General features: G+C 66.2%; 8 protein-coding genes. 7 read left to right on the top strand and 1 reads right to left on the bottom strand.

Going from position 1 to position 18,229, the window contains the following annotated elements:
• Nucleotides 1–2: 2 nt before the first annotated feature.
• From GHT07_RS21600 to GHT07_RS00990, 7 genes are all read left to right on the top strand, one after another.
• A complete protein-coding gene (locus GHT07_RS21600) occupies nucleotides 3–7,760 on the top strand; it encodes a beta strand repeat-containing protein (RefSeq protein ID WP_153583188.1) in 7,758 nt (2,585 codons plus the stop codon).
• The gene (locus GHT07_RS01015) at nucleotides 7,757–10,279 is read left to right on the top strand and encodes a PAS domain-containing sensor histidine kinase (RefSeq protein ID WP_153583187.1); all 2,523 of its coding nucleotides are present in this window, start codon (nucleotides 7,757–7,759) and stop codon (nucleotides 10,277–10,279) included. The genes GHT07_RS21600 and GHT07_RS01015 overlap by 4 nt, the downstream gene beginning before the upstream one ends.
• A 25-nt stretch (nucleotides 10,280–10,304) precedes the next feature.
• Nucleotides 10,305–12,191: an EAL domain-containing protein gene (locus tag GHT07_RS01010; RefSeq protein WP_153583186.1), complete on the top strand. Its 1,887-nt coding sequence runs from the start codon at nucleotides 10,305–10,307 to the stop codon at nucleotides 12,189–12,191.
• A 90-nt stretch (nucleotides 12,192–12,281) separates the two neighbouring features.
• A complete protein-coding gene (locus GHT07_RS01005) occupies nucleotides 12,282–14,120 on the top strand; it encodes an FAD-dependent oxidoreductase (RefSeq protein ID WP_153583185.1) in 1,839 nt (612 codons plus the stop codon).
• An 11-nt stretch (nucleotides 14,121–14,131) separates the two neighbouring features.
• A complete protein-coding gene (locus GHT07_RS01000; protein ID WP_153583184.1) occupies nucleotides 14,132–15,949 on the top strand; it encodes a 2-oxoacid:acceptor oxidoreductase subunit alpha in 1,818 nt (605 codons plus the stop codon).
• Entirely contained in the window at nucleotides 15,950–17,005 is a 1,056-nt protein-coding gene (locus GHT07_RS00995; RefSeq protein ID WP_323740725.1) for a 2-oxoacid:ferredoxin oxidoreductase subunit beta, read from the top strand.
• Between the two features lie 43 nt (nucleotides 17,006–17,048).
• Nucleotides 17,049–17,489 carry a CBS domain-containing protein gene (locus GHT07_RS00990; protein WP_153583183.1) on the top strand — a complete coding sequence of 147 codons (441 nt, stop codon included), beginning with the start codon at nucleotides 17,049–17,051 and terminating at the stop codon, nucleotides 17,487–17,489.
• Between the two features lie 86 nt (nucleotides 17,490–17,575).
• Here GHT07_RS00990 and rsxB read toward each other — a convergent pair whose 3' ends face one another.
• Entirely contained in the window at nucleotides 17,576–18,229 is a 654-nt protein-coding gene (rsxB, locus tag GHT07_RS00985) for an electron transport complex subunit RsxB (RefSeq protein ID WP_323740724.1), read from the bottom strand.

The following is an 18,229-nucleotide window of genomic DNA, read 5'->3' as shown; positions in this document are numbered from 1 at the left end:
TCATGCTGGCGCGGCTGTTCCGACAACGACCGTCCGCGCGGCGGCGTTCGCTGCCGCAGGCTGAATGGGTCGAGCCACGGGTGCTGTATTCGGCTGACGCAGCTGCTGGCCTGCTGCTGGCCACCGACGCCTTCGGCGCTGACGCGCAGCAAGCCGAAGTGCGCGTGCTGCCCGCAGCGGCAACGGCGCTTTCCACACAAGCCGCGGCGCAGACCTATGCCACCGCGCCCATGACGTTCGAGGCCAATCGCGGCCAGTTTGCTGCGAGTGCGGATTACGCGGCGTATGGCAGCGGCTATTCGGTGCAGGTGAATGATTCGGGCGTGGAAATACGGCTTGCCGGCGCGTCATCTCCCATTCGCCTGACGCTCATCGGCGCGAATGCGAGCGAGGCAACGGGTGAAGGCCTGCTGCAGGCGCGCAGCAACTACCTGCTCGGTGGTGACGCAGCCGCATGGCGCACCGACGTGGAGAACTACAGAGCCGTCCTGTACAGCGATGTGTACGACAGCGTGGACCTGCGCTACTACGGCACGCAGCGCCAGCTTGAATACGACTTCGTGCTGCGCCCGGGCGCTGATGCGCAGTTGATTCAATTGCGGGTGGACGGCGCGCAGGCCAGCATCGCACCCAATGGTGATCTCGTGCTCACCGTGGCGGGCGCCGCCGGGCAAGCACCGCAGGAAATCCGCTTCCATGCCCCCGTGAGTTACCAGATCGGCGAGGCTGGCCGCGAGGCGGTGGCAAGCGCCTATGTGCTTGGTGCCGATGGCACCGTGGGCTTTGCAGTCGGCGCCTACGACGCACAGCGCGAGCTGGTGATTGACCCGGTGCTGACTTACGCCAGCTACTTCGGCGGCGTTGCCAACGACACCGGCGTGGACGTTGCCGTCGCCGCCGATGGCACTGTGTACGTGACGGGCCGCACGACGGCGACGACGGGCGATTTGGTCAACCTCATCGGTAGCAGCGCGGGCGCAGGCGATGTGTACGTCGCCCACTTCAGCGCCGACTTGTCCACGCTGCTGTGGTCCACGCGAGTGGGCGGCAGCCTTGACGACCAGCCCACGTCGATTGCCGTTGACAGTGCGGGCAACGTCGCCGTGGCGGGCTCGACAAAGTCCAGCGCCTTTCCCATGGTCAACGCGGCCGACAGCAGCCGCGCGGGCAACCAGGATGCCTTTGTCTTCAAGCTGAACACCAGTGGCACGGCGCTTGTGTTCAGCACGTACTTCGGCTCGGGTGGCAACAACGATGTGGCCAATGATGTTGCCTTTGATTCGTCGGGCGCTGTGTATGTCACGGGCGTGCTCGACGACAACAACATCCTCAACCTGAGCAAGCAAGCCGCATTCATCAACAAGTACTCCGCGACGGGCGCCGTGGTGTACCAGAAGACGATAGACGGCAACGACGACGACGCGGGCAAAGCCATCGCAGTCGATGCAGCCGGGCAGGTGTACGTCGCCGGCGACACGCAGTCGGACAACCTTCCCATCGTGGGAGGCATTCTGGGCCTCTCGCTGGGCAACCAGGACGCCTTCATGGCGAAGCTGAACGCCGCGGGCAGCATCACGTATTCCAGCTACATCGCCGGCAACCGCGACGACTTTGCGACAGGTATTGCCATTGATGGCACCGGCCTCGCGTATGTCGTGGGCACGACGCAGGAGCCCGATCACTCCGACTTTGCCACCACGCCAGGCGCAGCCGAGACGACGCGCGTGCGGCACACCACCGGCTACCTGCGTGTGTACGACACCAACGTCACGGGCAATGCTTCACTGGTGTATTCGAGCTTCGTTGGCGGCTCGCGCAACGCCGATGGTGACAATCCACGCAGCATGAACGACCGCCCGACGGGCGTGGCGCTCTCGGGCGGTGACGTGGTGGTGTTTGGCTATGCCGATTCGGCCAACCTCTACACCACGCCTGATGCCTACAGCAGCACCAATTCAAACACCAGTGGCTTCTTCTGGGTGATCGACCCGCAAGGCAGCGGCCGCTCCGACATCGTGTACGGCACCTACTACGGCGCGGGGCTCACCGCGGGCGGCGTGGCGGCCACGCCCAACGCGATTTATCTCGTGGGCAGCACCAGCAACGACAACCTGTCGATGCCCGGCGCGTACAAAGGTTCAGCCAGTGCGCAGGATGCGCTTGTCGCCATTTTCACGACCGGCAATCACGCGCCGGTGCTTGCAGGCGCCAACAACCTGCAGCCGATCCTGGAAGACAGCGGCGCAGGCGTGGGCGCGCTCGTCAGCGACCTGATCGCCGGGCAAGTCACGGACAGTGATGCGGGCGCGCTCCGCGGCATTGCCATCACGGCCGCCGGCGGCGCCAACGGCGTGTGGCAATACACGACCGACGGATCAACCTGGAACAACCTCGGCACGGTATCGGCCGGCAGCGCACGCTTGCTCGCTGCCGACGCAGTGACGCGTGTGCGCTTTGTGCCGGCTGCTGACTACGCTGGCTCCAGCAGCATCACGTTCCGCGCATGGGACCGCACGACGGGCGCGGCAGGCGGCGTTGGCAATGCATCCAACGGCGGCTGGGACAGGGCGTTCAGCACGGCTGCGGCCACTTCGTCGATCACTGTCACGCCAGTCAACGACGCACCTGTCCTGGTGGCGGGCACACTCGCCGACCTCACCGTGCTGGAGAACTCGGGCATCACGACGCTCGGCTTCTCAGGCCTGGGCTTTGCAGCAGGCGGCGGCGCAGATGAAGCCGCGCAGACATTCAGCGTGAACATCGTCACCGTGCCGTCGCCAGGATTTGGCGACATCGTGCTGGCCGATGGCAGCACCGTCGTCACGGCCGGGGCGCAGTTCACCATCAGCCAGCTGCAGGGCATGCAGTTTCGTGCGGCGCCTGGCGGCACGGGCGGGCCGGCCACGTTCAGGTTCAATGTGCGCGACAGTGGCGGCACGGCGGACGGTGGACACGACTCGCTGGCTGAGCAGATCAGCATTTCGATCAGTGCGGCCAACCAGGCGCCTGTCCTGTCGGGTGCCAATGCGCTGCCCACGCAACTCGAAGATGCGGTGGCCAGCAACGGCATTTTGGTGAGCGGCGTGATCGCCGGTTTCGTCAGCGACGCGAACGTGAATCCGCTGACGGGTATCGCCGTGACGTCTGTCGATTCGACGCACGGGCAGTGGCAATACTCGCTGGACGGCGGCGCGAACTGGAATTCGCTGGCGGGTGCCACGGCCACGGCGGCACGCCTGCTGCCGTCCGACTTGCAGACGCGCGTGCGCTTCATTGCCGATGCCGACTGGAACGGCGCCGTCAGCGCCGGCCTCACGTTCCGTGCGTGGGACCAGACAGCCGGTGTAGCGGGCGGCACGGAAAGCACGGCCATCAATGGTGGCGGCAGCGCCTTCAGTGCGGCGCTGGCTTCGACTGGCGTGACGGTGCTGCCCGTCAACGATGCGCCGGTGCTCACGACGGCTGCGGCCAGCAACCTGTCGGTGGTCGAAGCGTCGCCAGCCGTGAACCTCGGCTTTGCCGGTGTGGGCTACGGCCCAGGCGGCGGTGCGCTGGAGTCAGGGCAGAGCCTCGGCGTCGTTGTCACGGCGTTGCCATCTTCAGTGGGCGATGTGCTGCTGGGCGATGGCATCACGCCGGTGATTGCAGGCAACACCTACAGCGTCGCGCAACTGCAGGGCATGCTGTTTCGGCCCGGTGCGGGCGTCGTGAGTGGCACGGCCAGCTTTGCCTTCAACGTGGTTGACAGCGGCGGCACTGCCGATGGCGGCATCGACACGCTGGCGCAGGCGATCAGCGTGACGGTGACGCCAGCCAATGCCGCGCCGGTGTTGACGGGCACGAACGACCTGCCCGCGATTCTCGAGGACGCAGCGAACCCGGCTGGCATGCGAGTGTCAGACCTGATCGCGGGCCACGTGACTGACAGCGATGCAGGCGCACTCGCAGGCATCGCCGTGACAGCAGCGGCTGACCCGCACGGCAGCTGGCAGTTCAGCACCAATGGCGGCGCGAGCTGGAATGCTTTCGGCGCTGTCTCCACAACCAATGCGCGCCTGCTGGCAGCCGATGCCAACACGCGCGTTCGCTTTGTTGCCGACGCCGACTGGAACGGCACCGCCACCGGCCTGCAGTTTCGCGCGTGGGACCAGACACTCGGCACGGCCGGATCCACATTTGCCGACACCACGGCCAACGGCAGTTCCACGGCATTCAGCAGCGCAACGGCGACGGCCAGCATCGAGGTGCAGCCGGTCAACGATGCGCCTGTTCGCACGGCAGGCGCGACAGTGACTGTCGATGTTGCCGAAGGATCGGGGTCTGTCAGCCTCGGTCTCGGCGCGCTAGCTTATGGCCCGGGCGGCGGTGCACTCGAAGCCGCGCAGACGCTAGGCATCGTCGTGACCTCCGTGCCTTCCGCAGCGATTGGCGACGTGCTGCTGGCAGACGGCGTGACAGTGGTGCATGCAGGCGACACGTTCTCGCTTGCCGTGCTGCAGGGTTTGCAGTTCTGCCCGGCTGCGGGCGTTGTCTCGGCCACCACGGCGCTGGCGTGGGATGTGGTGGACAACGGCGGCACCGTGAATGGAGGCGTCGATACGCTCGCGCAGTCTCTGGCGATCACCGTGTTCCCGGCGAACGCTGCGCCCGTGCTGGCCGGTGCCAATGCACTGCCTGCCATTCTCGAAGATGCATTCGCTTCCAGCGGCATGCTTGTCGCCGACCTGGTCGCGGGCCAGGTGACTGATGCAGACGCAGGCGCTTTGGGTGGCATTGCCGTCGTCGCTGCGACAGACCCTTCGGGCAACTGGCAGTACAGCACGGACGACGGCGCGAGCTGGGCGGCCATCGGCGCGGTGTCGGGCAGTGACGCATTGCTGCTTGCTGCCGATAGCGTGACGCGCGTGCGCTTCGTGCCCGATGCGGACTGGAATGGCACGGCAGGCGGCTTGCAGTTCCGCGCCTGGGACCAGACGCGTGGCACCGCCGGCCAGACGCGTGGCGACACCACCGCCAGCGGCGGATCGCGCCCCTACAGCGCACAGACGGCGTCAACCAGTGTCGCGGTGCAAGCCGTGAATGACGCACCCGTGCTCACCACCGGCACGATCAACGACGCCACCGTTGTTGAAGCATCGGGCGCGACAAGCCTGGGCCTGGGCGCGGTGTCGTACGGCACCGGTGGCGGCACGCTCGAGAGCACGCAGACGTTGTCGGTGGTGGTGACGGTCGTACCGTCTGCTGCGACAGGCGATGTGCTGCTCGCCGACGGCACGACCGTGGTTCACGCGGGCGACAGCCTCACGGTGGCCCAATTGCAGGGCGTGCAGTTCCGCCCTGCTGCGGGCGTGGTGAGCGCCACGCAGGGCTTTGACTTCGACATCGTGGACAGCGGCGGCACCGCCAATGGGGGTGTCGACACGCTGTCGCAAAGCCTCGTGATCCATGTGGTGCCCGCCAATGCGGCGCCGGTGTTGAGCGGCACGACTGACCTGCCCTCGATCCTTGAAGACGCTGCGTCGCCGGCCGGCATACGCGTTGCCGACATGCTCGCAGGCCACGTGACGGACGCAGACGCCGGGGCGCTGGGCGGCATTGCCGTGGTGGCGGCGTCGGACCCGAATGGGGTGTGGCAGTTCAGCACGGACGGCGGCGCGACGTGGAGCAGCATGGGTGCAGTGTCCGTGACCAACGCACGGCTGTTGACGGCCGACGCAGACACGCGCGTGCGCTTTGTGGCCAACGCCGACTGGAACGGCGCGCCTGCGGGCCTGCAGTTCCGCGCGTGGGACCAGACGCGGGGCACGGCGGGCCAGACCTTTGCCGATACGACGGCCAATGGCAGCTCGACGGCCTTCAGCGCCGCGGTCGCGACGGCGAACGTGACGGTCGTCGCGGTGAACGATGCGCCCGTGCTGGTCGCAGGATCGCTGGTGGGTGCATCGGCGCAAGAGGGTGGTGCGACGGTGCCGCTGGGCCTGGACGCACTGCAGTATTCGCCCGGCGGTGGCGCCGATGAGGCGGGACAGGCATTGACGATCACCATGACGGCGCTGCCCGATCCGGCGATCGGCTCCGTGGTTCTGGCCGACGGGACGACGGTGGTCGTCGTTGGCAACACCTACACGTTGGCCGAACTGCGCGGCATGCAGTTCAAGCCCACGGCAGACGGACCCGGCGGCACTGTCGTCGTCGCGTGGACGGTGCAGGACGACGGCGGCATTGCGAATGGCGGCGCCGACACTGTCGCGAGCCAGGTGCCCGTGGATGTGGCACCAGCGCCGACGCCCGAGCCGACGCCAGCACCGACGCCAGCACCGACTCCCGAGCCAACGCCAGCGCCGACGCCTGCACCAACGCCAGCGCCGACACCCGAGCCGACGCCTGCGCCTACGCCCGCACCGACACCTGCACCGACTCCCGAGCCGACGCCTGCGCCTACGCCCGCTCCGACTCCCGAGCCAACGCCAGCGCCGACGCCTGCACCGACACCTGCACCGACTCCCGAGCCAACGCCCGCACCGACGCCCGCACCGACGCCCGCACCGACGCCTGCGCCGACGCCAGCGCCGACACCTGCACCGACGCCAGCGCCGACACCCGCACCGACACCTGCACCGACGCCTGCACCGACGCCTGCACCGACGCCAGCGCCGACACCTGCACCGACACCTGCACCGACACCTGCACCGACACCTGCACCGACACCCGCACCGACACCCGCACCGACGCCAGCGCCGACACCTGCACCGACGCCAGCGCCGACACCTGCACCGACACCTGCACCGACGCCAGCGCCGACACCCGCACCGACGCCAGCGCCGACACCCGCACCGACACCAGCGCCGACACCCGCGCCGACACCCGCGCCGACACCCGCACCGACACCCGCACCGACACCCGCACCGACACCCGCGCCGACACCCGCGCCGACACCCGCACCGACACCCGCACCGACGCCAGCGCCGACCCCTGCGCCGACACCTGCGCCGACACCTGCGCCCACGCCCGAACCAACTCCGGCGCCGACACCCGCGCCGGTTGTCGTCGATCTTTTCCCGACTGACCCGGCCGCCCCGGGCACGGGCAGCCCCTCGCCAAATCCTCCAGCGCCGCCTGCAGGCGCAACCACGCCAGACCTCGTGCCCGATGAGGCGCCCGCTGCGCCCGCGCCGCCGGCCAAACCGGCAGTGACCACTGCCAACCTGCAACTGGGCGAGCCTGATGCCCTGGGCAATCCTGCCTTGGGCAGCACCAGCAACCCGGCGCCCGGCACAGACTCGTCACCGGCAGGCCCGCTGTTCGAGCCCGTCAAGGTTGCCACTGGCACGCTGCTTGACCGCCGTGTGTTCACGATCGTGGCGTTCGACCACGCCGTGGACGTTGTCGTCACCGGCTTCAATGCCTTCACCGGCAGTGGCGCGTCCGCCTCGGTCGACGACCTGCAGCGCCACCTGCGCTCGCCCGGCTTCGTCGAGGAACTCGATCGCGCCCGCGAGAAGGTGCGCGAAGAGCTGGATGTGGATCGCTCCACCAGCATCTCGGTCGCCGGTGTGTCGCTCGGCGTCTCGGTCGCGTATGTGTTGTGGCTGATCCGCGGCGGCGTGCTGCTCAGCAGCTACCTGTCGGCCATGCCCGCGTGGCGCCTGCTCGATCCGCTGCCCGTGCTCTCGCGTGCGCAGGACGAGGACGATGACGACGACGACCTGCTCGACGGCCCCGAGCGGCGCCCCGGCGATGCCTTGCGAGGCTTCAGTTGAAACTCATCGGCACACGCACCTACATCGCGCTGGGGCTCGTCTCCATCGTCAGCACGGCGTTGATGGCGGCGTCCCTGCTCGGGCTGGTTCCGGACCGCGCCATTGCCGTGCGCGAGGGCCGCATTGCGCTCGCTGAATCCGTGGCTGCGGGTGCCACGGCCATCCTGTCCGGCTCGGACCAGCGAAAGCTCGAAGACGTGCTGCGCTTCCTGCTCAAGCGCAATGACCAGCTGCGCTCGGTGGGCCTGCGCAGCAAGGATGGTGCGCTGGTGCTCGCGGTGGGCGAACACGCCCGCAACTGGGTGCCCATGGACACCGGCGGCGCCACTGATTCGCAGATGCTGGTGCAGCTGTATGCCGACGGCAGCCCGTGGGGCCAGCTGGAAATGCGGTTCCAGCCGATGGTGTCTGCGGGCTGGCGCGGCGTGCTTGAAACACCGCTGCTGCAGCTGCTCGCTTTTTGCGCGACGCTGTGCTTCGTCGGCTTTGCTGTGTACCTGGGGCGGGTGCTGCGGCACCTGGATCCGTCCAAGGCCGTGCCCGCGCGGGTGCGTTCAGCGCTCGACTCGCTGACCGAAGGCCTGCTGGTGGTGGACCAGAAGCTGCGCGTGGTGCTGGCGAACGAGGCGCTCGTGAAGTTGCTGGGCAAGAGCAACGACCAGCTGATGGGCTCGCCCGTCTTTGCGATCCCGTGGCGCGATGCACAGGGCAACGCCCTGGCCGACACGCAGCAGCCCTGGGTGGTTGCGCTGGAACAGGGCGTCGTGCAGCGTGACTTGCAGCTCAAGCTGCTCGATACGCAGGGGGCGCTGCGCAGCTTCGTGGTGAACTGCTCGCCCGTGCTTGGCTCCTCGGGCAAGGCCGGCGGCGTGCTGATCAGCCTGGAAGACATCACGCAGCTCGAAGAAAGCAAGATCGCGCTGCAAAGCGCCAAGGACGAGGCCGAGGCCGCCAACCTCGCCAAGAGCGAGTTCCTGGCAAACATGAGCCATGAGATCCGCACCCCGATGAATGCCATCCTGGGTTTTGCGGAGCTGCTGCGGCGCGGCTATGGCCGCAACAACGAGCGCGAGTCGTCGCGCTACCTGGAGACGATCCGCCACAGCGGCAAGCACCTGCTGTCCCTCATCAACGACATTCTCGACTTGTCGAAAGTCGAAGCAGGGCAGCTCACGGTGGAGCGTGCGAGTTTTGCACCGCACCTGGTCGTGCTGGGCGCCGTGTCCGAGCTTGACGTCAAGGCCAAAGGAAAAGGCATTGCGCTTGACGTGCGCATTGTGGGCAGCTTGCCCGAAGTGGCCACGTCGGACGGCTCGCGCATCCGCCAGGTGCTGTTGAACCTGCTGAGCAACGCGGTGAAGTTCACTGACCGCGGGGGTGTGACTGTCACGGTCAGTTGCGAGCCGCAGCGCTACACCGTGTCCGTGCGCGACAGCGGTATCGGCATTGCTGCTGACCGCATCGAGTCGATGTTCGATCCGTTCACGCAGGCCGACGCATCGATCAGCCGGCGCTTTGGCGGCACGGGCCTGGGCCTGGCCATCAGCCGCAAGCTGGCGCGTGCGCTGGGCGGTGACATCACGGCGCAGAGCGTGCCGGGCGAGGGCACGACGATGACGTTTGCCTTCGATCCGGGTGACTTGTCGCAGGTTCGCTGGATCACCGCGGATGAGGCGCTTGCGGGCCAGGCCGCGCCGGAGCTCTCGCGCAAGCCGAAGTGGCGCATCCCGGCGTCGCGCGTGCTGGTGGTGGACGACGGCCCCGAGAACCGCGAGCTCGCGTCGCTCGTGCTGGCCGACCAGGGGCTGTGGATCGAGGAGGCCGAGAACGGCAAGGTGGCGCTCGACAAACTCGAAGGCAGCGCCTTCGACCTGGTGCTCATGGACATGCAGATGCCTGTGATGGATGGCTTTGCGGCCACGCGCGAGTTGCGCGCGCGCGGCATGACCGTGCCTGTGATGGCGCTCACGGCCAATGCCATGAAGGGGTTTGAAGAAGAAGTGATGGCAGCGGGCTGCACGGCGTATCTCACCAAGCCGATCGACATCGACCGGCTGCTCGAAGAGACCGCGCGCCTGCTGGGCGGCATCAGGGTGGCAGCAGACGAGGCGGCGGCCGAGACGGCGGCGGGCAGTGCGTCCGATGCTGCGACCGGGGTTGCGACCGGGGTTGCGACTGAGCGCGCAGACGAGGACGGATCACCCCAGGGCGAGATTCGCTCGCGCTTTGCGGACAACATGCGGCTCGTGCCCATTGTGCGCAAGTTTCCGGCGCGGCTGGCGCAGCAGCTCGCCACCGCACGCACTGCCGCGCTGGCGGGCGATATGGATGAGCTGGCGCGCGTCGCTCACGCCGTAGCGGGCGGAGCGGGTACGCTGGGCTACGATGCGTTCACCGACCCGGCGCGGGAGCTGGAGTCGATGGCGAAGGCCGGCGATGTGCAGGCAGCAACTCGCTTGCTGGAGCGGCTGGAGGAGATGTCGGTTCATGTCGTGATACCGGAGCTCGCGCCCACATGAACCGAACACAAAGGACAATTCGCTCATGAGCAGTAAAGCGGGCTACAACGACGCACCGGAGTCCGGCAGCACGCCGAGCAATCCGCCGGCGTATGTGTTTCCGCAGGGCAGCAGCAAGCTGGACGATGACGCGCTGCTGGCGGTGTCGCCGCGCGAGATGGGTGAAACGCACCGGTCGGCCGCGAGCCTGGCCGACTCGCTCATCATGATGGTGGACGACGAAGAGCTGAACATCGAGATGACGCAGGCCTTCCTGCAGGAAGCCGGCTACGTCAACTTCACGAGCCAGAGCGATTCGCGCCGCGCCATCGAGCGCCTGCGCGAACGCCCGCCCGCCGTGCTGCTGCTGGACTTGTCGATGCCGCACGTGAGCGGAATGGACATCCTTGACCAGATGCGTGGCGACAAGCAGTTGCGCCATATTCCGGTGATCGTGCTGACCAGCACCATCGAGCCACACGTCAAGCTGCAGGCGCTCGCGGCGGGCGCGATGGATTTTCTGTCCAAGCCGGTTGACCCGAGCGAGCTGGCGCTGCGGCTGCGCAATACGCTGGCGGCCAGCGCCTACCGCGACTTCCTGGCGCAGCATGACCCGCTCACGGGCCTGCCCAATCGCGTGGCGTATGCAAAGTTTGCTGCAGATGTGCTCCAGGCCAGCTTGCGTGCAAGGCAGTCGGGTGCGCTGGTGCATGTGGGCGTGGACAAGCTGGGCCCGATCAACGATGCGCTGGGCCGGTCGGTGGGCGACCTGATCTTGCAGCGGCTGTCCAAGCGGCTTGCAAGCTCGGTATCGACAGAGGTCGGCGGTGAGCTGGGCACGCGCCTGCACCAGCCCTCGCTGTTCCGCTTTGACGGCGACGAGTTCGCCATCGTGCTGCCGCATGTGGAGAGCCAGGAGCTGGTGGCAGACTTCATCTCCAAGGTGCTTGAGGATGCAGCCGTCGCGTTTTCGCGCGGGGGGCAGGACGTGTTTGCGACCTGCAGCATCGGCATCTCGATGTTTCCGCACGATGGCAGCGAGGCGACGGACCTGATGAGCAAGGCGAGCGCTGCCATGCGCAAGGCGAAGGAAGGTGGCAGCAACAGCTACGAATTCTTCTCCGCCAAGATCAATGAAGCGGCCGCGCAGAAGCTCAATGTGGCGGCTGAATTGCGCCGCGCATTTGCGCGCCAGCAGGTGGACTTGCGCTTTGAGGCGCGGCTGGATGCGAATACCGGTCGCATTGTGGCTGCAGAGCCTGTGCTCTATTGGCTGCACCCTAGCGGCCGCGCCATCTATGGCGACGAGTTGCTCGACCTGGCAGGCGCTACCGACGCAGGCCACATGCTGGCCGAGTGGGCGGTCGAGCAGGTGCTGCACACGCTGGAGGTGTGGCGCAAGACAGGCGTAGAGGCAGTGCCCGTGCGCGTGTCGCTGTCGCTCGCGCAGATTTCTGCGGCGGATGTGCTTGAGCTGGTGAGGCGGTCGGTCAAGCATGGGCTCGATCCGAAGCGATTCATTCTTGAGTGGCAGCAGCTGCCTGCGCTGGAAGACGTGCGGCCACGCGAACTACAGGCGATGAAGGATCTCGCGCAGATGGGATTTCCGATGGCGCTGGGCCGCTTTGGCCATGGGCAGACGTCGCTTGCATGGCTCGCGCAGCTGCCGCTGTCTGAGGTGCGGCTCGATGCGACGATGCTGCGCGATATTGATCGCGACCCCAAGCTCGCGGCGCTGCTTGAAAGCACGATAGGGTTCGTCAATAGCCTGGGCCTTGTGTGCGTTGTCTCGGGTGTCACGAGCTTGCAGCAGCTGGTGGTGCTGCGGCGCGCGGGCGCAACGAGATACCAGGGGCCGGTTGTGGACCAGCCGTTGAAGCCGAGCGACTTTGCGTTCAAGCGGCTGGTGGTCAAGCCTCGCCCGACAATTTGAGATTTATCTGATACGCATTTCAGGGCAATCCCTGAGTGATTGTTGCGCTGCGGCAGGCCTAGACTGGCCCTAGCTCTGGGAGACAAAGCTTTGCAGCGTACCGACATCTCGGATCCGGCCTATTTCCACAAGGTCGTCGATTGTCAATATGCGTGCCCGGCGCACACACCGGTTCCTGAATACATACGAATGATCGCGCAGGGTCGCTACAGCGATGCCTACATGGTCAACTGGGTCTCGAACGTGTTCCCCGGCATCCTCGGTCGCACCTGCGACAGGCCGTGCGAGCCGGCTTGCCGCCGGGGCCGTGTTGAAAAGAACAACGCGGGCGATCCGGAACCCGTAGCCATCTGCCGCTTGAAGCGCGTCACGGCCGATTTTAAGGACGACGTGCACGACCGCATGCCCAAGGTGCTGCCGCGAAACGGCAAGCGCATCGCGTGTGTGGGCGCAGGGCCGGCATCGCTCACCGTCGCGCGCGATCTCGCGCCGCTGGGCTATGAGGTGACGGTGTTCGAGGGCGACGCGAAAGCAGGCGGCTTCATCCGCACGCAGATTCCGCGCTTTCGCCTGCCTGAATCGGTGATCGACGAAGAGACGGGCTACGTGCTCGATCTTGGCGTGAAGTTCATTGGCGGCCAGCGCATCGAGTCGATGAAGGCGTTGATGAGTCAGGGCTTCGACGCGATCTTTGTCGGCTGCGGCGCGCCGCGTGGCCGCCAGCTCGACCTGCCTGGCCTGGCGCAGGCGAAGGAGCACATTCATATCGGCATCGACTGGCTGGCGTCAGTGTCTTTCGGGCACGTGACGACGATCGGCAAGCGCGTGATCGTGCTGGGCGGTGGCAACACGGCGATGGATTGCTGCCGTTCTGCGCGCAGGCTGGGCGGCGAGGACGTGAAGGTGATCGTGCGCAGCGGCTTCGAGGAAATGAAGGCCTCGCCCTGGGAGAAGGAAGACGCGATGCACGAAGGCATCCCGATCATCAACTTCCATGTGCCCAAGGCGTTCGTGCATGAGGGCGGTGTGCTCAAGGGCATGACGTTTGAAGTGGTGAAGGCGCAGTACGACGCCAAGGGCAAGCGCCAGCTGGTTCCGACGGGTGCGAGCGATGTGTTCTTCGAATGCGACGACGTGCTGGTAGCCGTGGGCCAGGAGAACGCGTTTCCGTGGATCGAGCGCGACAGCGGCATTGCCTTCGACGAGTGGGGCTTGCCCCAGCTCGGCAAGGGCACCTTCCAGTCGTCGGTGCCGAATGTTTTCTTTGGCGGCGACTCTGCTTACGGGCCGAAGAACATCATCACGGCCGTGGCGCACGGGCACGAGGCGGCGGTGTCGATTGACCGCTTGCTGCACAGCGAAGACGTTGCGGTGCGCCCGCCGCCGATGACGAACCTGATGTCGCAGAAGATGGGCATCCACGAGTGGAGCTACGACAACGACACGTCGAACGACCTGCGCTACAAGGTGCCGTGGACGAAGGCGGAGATCGCGCTGGCAAGCATCAAGGTCGAGGTGGAGCTGGGCTTTGATGCGGCGACGGCCTTCAAGGAAGCAGGGCGCTGCCTCAACTGCGATGTGCAGACGGTGTTCCTGGAGAGCGCTTGCATCGAGTGCGACGCGTGCGTTGACATCTGCCCGATGGACTGCATCTCGTTCAAGCCGAATGACGAGGAGGCGCAGTTGCGCCAGCACCTGAAGGCGCCCGCGTTGAACCTCACGCAGGCGCTCTATGTGTCGGATGAATTGAAGACAGGCCACGTGATGGTGAAAGACGAGGACGTGTGTCTGCACTGCGGCCTGTGCGCCGAACGCTGCCCGACGGGCGCGTGGGATATGCAGAAGTTTTTGCTCAACACGACGCCTGCCGGCGAGCGTTGCCGCGACAGCGCGATGCCCCGGGCGCGCTCGGCAGTGGGAGTTGCATGATGGCCAGCACCATGAAAAGAATCGAGGCGGTGAACGACTTCGTCATCAAGTTCGCGAATGTGAACGGCTCGGGTTCGGCCAGCGCGAACGAGCTGTTCGCCAAGGCCATCCTGCGCATGGGCGTGCCGGTGAGCCCGCGCAATATCTTCCCGAGCAACATCCAGGGCCTGCCGACCTGGTACGAAGTGCGGGTGAGCGAGAAGGGCTACCTGGGCCGTCGTGGCGGCGTCGACATGATGGTGGCGATGAATCCGCAGACGTGGGACGCGGACATTGCCGAGATCGGTTCGGGCGGCTACTTGTTTTATGACAGCACGCGGCCGCTGCCGCCGTCGAAGTTCCGCGACGACGTGCATGTGATCGGCATGCCGCTGACCGAAATATGCAACGCCGTCTACACGGATGCGCGGCAACGCCAGCTGTTCAAGAACATCGTGTACGTGGGCGCACTGTCGGCGCTGCTGGAGATCGAGCCGCAAGCCATCGAGAAGCTGTTCGGCGAGCAATACAAGGGCAAGGAAAAGCTGCTCGCATCGAATGTGCAGGCGCTGCACCTAGGTCGCGATTTTGCGAACGAGCATCTGCAGGTGCCCATTGGCCTGCGTGTGAAGCGCGCCGACAAGGTGGGCGAGCAGATCTTCGTGGATGGCAACAGTGCTGCAGCGCTGGGCTGTGTGTACGGCGGTGCCACAGTGGCCGCGTGGTATCCGATCACGCCGTCGTCTTCTGTGGCCGAGGCCTTCCAGAAGTACTGCTCGAAGTTCCGCGTGGATGCGGCGACGGGGCAGAACAAGTTCGCGATCGTGCAGGCAGAAGACGAGCTTGCGTCGATCGGCATGGTGGTGGGCGCTGGCTGGAACGGCGCACGTGCGTTCACGGCAACGTCGGGGCCGGGTGTGTCACTGATGACGGAGTTCATCGGCCTGGCGTACTTCGCGGAGATTCCGGTCACGATCATCAATGTGCAGCGGGGCGGCCCTTCGACCGGCATGCCCACACGGACGCAGCAGGCGGATATTCTGTCGTGTGCCTATGCGTCGCATGGCGACACGAAGCACGTGCTGCTTTTCCCGGAAGATCCGCACGAGTGCTTCGAGCACGCCGCCTGCGCGCTCGACCTGGCCGATCGTTTGCAGACGCCGGTGTTCGTGATGACCGACCTGGACATCGGCATGAACCAGCGGCTGTGCCTTCCGTTCGAGTGGGATGACGCGCGCCACTATGACAAGGGCAAGGTGATGACCGCCGAAGAGCTGGAGGCCGGCAAGGACTTTGGCCGCTACAAGGACGTGGACGGCGACGGGATTCCGTGGCGCACGCTGCCCGGCACGCATCCGACGAAGGGCTCCTATTTCACACGCGGCACGACGCGTGATTCGTATGCGCGCTACTCGGAGCGCGGCGCGGACTACATCTACAACGTCGAGCGTCTGCTCAAGAAGTTTGCGACTGCAGCCACGCTCGTGCCGCAGCCCGTGGTGCGCATGGCCAAGGACAAGACGCGGCTGGGTGTGCTGTATTTCGGCTCGACCAGCCCCGCGATGAGCGAAGCGCTCGACGTGCTCGACGAAGCGGACATCCACCTCGACGCGATGCGGCTGCGTGCGTACCCGTTCCCCCCAAGCGTGGCGCAGTTCATTGCCGATCACGACAAGGTGTTCGTCGTCGAGCAGAACCGCGATGCGCAGATGCGGTCGCTGCTCGTCAACGAATTCGATATCGACCCGGCCAAGCTGGTGCGCGTGCTGCATTTCGACGGCACGCCGATCACGGCGAAATTCATCATCGAGGCGATCGAGGCCCAGATCCGCGCAAAGGAGAAAGCGTAAGTGACGTACATCGCCAAACCACGGCTGCATCATCCATCGCTGGAGACCAACAAGGTCGGCTACACGCGCCGCGACTACGAGGGTAAGATTTCCACGCTGTGCGCGGGCTGCGGGCACGACTCGATTTCTGCCTCGATCATCCAGGCGTGCTGGGAGCTGGACATCCTGCCGCATCGCGTCGCGAAGCTGTCGGGCATTGGTTGCAGTTCGAAAACGCCCGACTATTTTCTGGGGGCCTCGCACGGCTTCAACACCGTGCATGGCCGCATGCCTTCGGTGCTGACGGGCGCGAATCTCGCGAATCGTGACCTGCTTTACCTGGGCGTGTCAGGTGATGGCGACTCCGCGTCCATCGGGCTCGGGCAGTTTGCCCACGCCATGCGGCGCGGCGTGCGCATGGCCTATATCGTCGAGAACAACGGCGTGTATGGGCTGACCAAAGGCCAGTTCTCAGCCACTGCCGACCAGGGCTCCAAGAGCAAGAAGGGCGTGGTCAACAGTGACAGCCCGGTGGACCTGGTGGCGATGGCATTGCAGCTGGGCGCGACGTATGTAGGCCGCGGCTTCTCGGGCAACAAGGAGCAGCTGGTGCCGTTGATCCGCGGCGCGCTGGCGCACGGGGGCGCGGCGTTCATCGACGTGCTGAGCCCGTGCGTGGCGTTCAACAACCATCCGGGCAGCACCAAGAGCTACGACTATGTGCGCGAGCACAACGAGAGCGTGAGCCGCATCGACTTCATCACGCCGCGCGAAGAGATCACGGCAACTGCCGCGCCGGGTGAAGTGGTCGATGTGCGCCAGCACGACGGCAGCTTGCTGCGGCTGCGCTCGCTGCATGCGGACTATGACCCGACCGACCGCTACGAGGCGATGAACTACATGCACCACCACCAGGCGCTCGGCGAGATCGTCACTGGCCTGCTGTACGTCGATCCGCTCGCGACGGACTTGCATACGGCGCTCAACACATCGGCGCGGCCACTGAACACGCTGGATTCGCCGCAGCTATGCCCCGGCGCGGGCGCGCTTGCGAAGATCAACGCGTCCTTGCGCTGAGTGGGCAGCCCGCCTATATTGAAGTTCAACGGAGGGTCACGTCATGGCCGAGCGCACCGTGTTTCAGTCCAGTTCGCAAAAGCGCGTTCTCTCGATGGGGCCGCTGGCCAGCGTGCGTGAAGCGGCGGGGGCGATGACGCGTGCCAATTGCGGCAGCGCGCTCGTGCTGGGGCTGCCTGATTCGCTGCTCGGCATCGTGACCGAGCGCGACTTGATGACGCGCGTGCTGGCCAAGGCACTTGATCCTGAAACGACGACCGTGCGCGAGGTGATGACGCCCAACCCGATCTGCGTGCCGCCGGAAATGCCTGTGTCGGACGCGTTGGTGATCATGCTGGAGCGCGGCTTCCGCCACTTGCCGATCGTGGGGCCTGACAAGCGCATCCTTGGCGTGTTCTCGATCCGCGATGCACTGCCACGCGAGATTGGCGGCGCCGTGAGCCAGGCGGAGTTCAACGAGACGGTGAACGACGCGCTGGGCTGACCTGCTGGGCGCCGGGACTTTCTCCCTCCCCCTCCGGGGGAGGGCCGGGGTGGGGGCAAGCAGCGGTAAGCCTGCTACCCACCAGCCTACGCACCCCGCTTGGCCCGCGCCCGCGCCAACGCCGCCTCAATCACCGCCCGCTTGCGGTCCGCCTCTGCGCCTTGCGCGCCATGCGTATGCGCCGGCAAGTCCGCCAGCTTTTCCAGCGCCTTGGCTTCCAGCTGCTGGTGATGTTCCAGCTCAGAGCGCGCGAGCCGGACCTTACGCTGCGTGTAACGCGCCAGCGCTTCATCGGCGAGCGGTTGCGACCAGGCTTGCCAGCCCGTGAAGTCGCCCGTCACGTTCTCCAGGCTGATGCAGTCCACAGGGCAGACGGGCACGCAGAGCTCGCAACCCGTGCAGTAACGCTCGATGACGGTGTGCATGACCTTGTTGCTGCCTAGGATGGCGTCGGTCGGGCAGGCGTCGATACACAGTGTGCAGCCGATGCACCAGGCCTCGTCAATCACTGCCACGGCGCGCGGTGCTTCAACGCCATTCACAGGGTTGAGTGGTGCCACGGGTAGCTGCGTGATTGCAGCCAGCCGCACGATGCCTTCCGCGCCGCCCGGCGGGCACTGGTTGATGGCGGCTTCGCCCGCGTCAATCGCGCTTGCGTAGCCCTCGCAGTCGGGATAGCCGCAGCGCGTGCATTGCGTTTGCGGCAATGCGGCGTGGATGCGTTCGGCCCGCGGGCTCAC

This window comes from Caenimonas koreensis DSM 17982 (assembly GCF_009646335.1).
Taxonomy (GTDB): domain Bacteria; phylum Pseudomonadota; class Gammaproteobacteria; order Burkholderiales; family Burkholderiaceae_C; genus Ramlibacter; species Ramlibacter koreensis.
The sequence above is the reverse complement of the archived record's forward strand: the minus strand, read 5'-3'. Positions and strand labels throughout refer to the sequence as shown.

Bases quoted from the DNA above. Each gene is read 5' to 3' on its own strand.
- GHT07_RS21600 (WP_153583188.1), top strand. From the start codon at position 3: ATGCTGGCGCGGCTGTTCCGACAACGACCGTCCGCGCGGCGGCGTTCG.
- GHT07_RS01010 (WP_153583186.1), top strand. From the start codon at position 10,305: ATGAGCAGTAAAGCGGGCTACAACGACGCACCGGAGTCCGGCAGCACG.
- GHT07_RS01000 (WP_153583184.1), top strand. From the start codon at position 14,132: ATGAAAAGAATCGAGGCGGTGAACGACTTCGTCATCAAGTTCGCGAAT.
- GHT07_RS00990 (WP_153583183.1), top strand. From the start codon at position 17,049: ATGGCCGAGCGCACCGTGTTTCAGTCCAGTTCGCAAAAGCGCGTTCTC.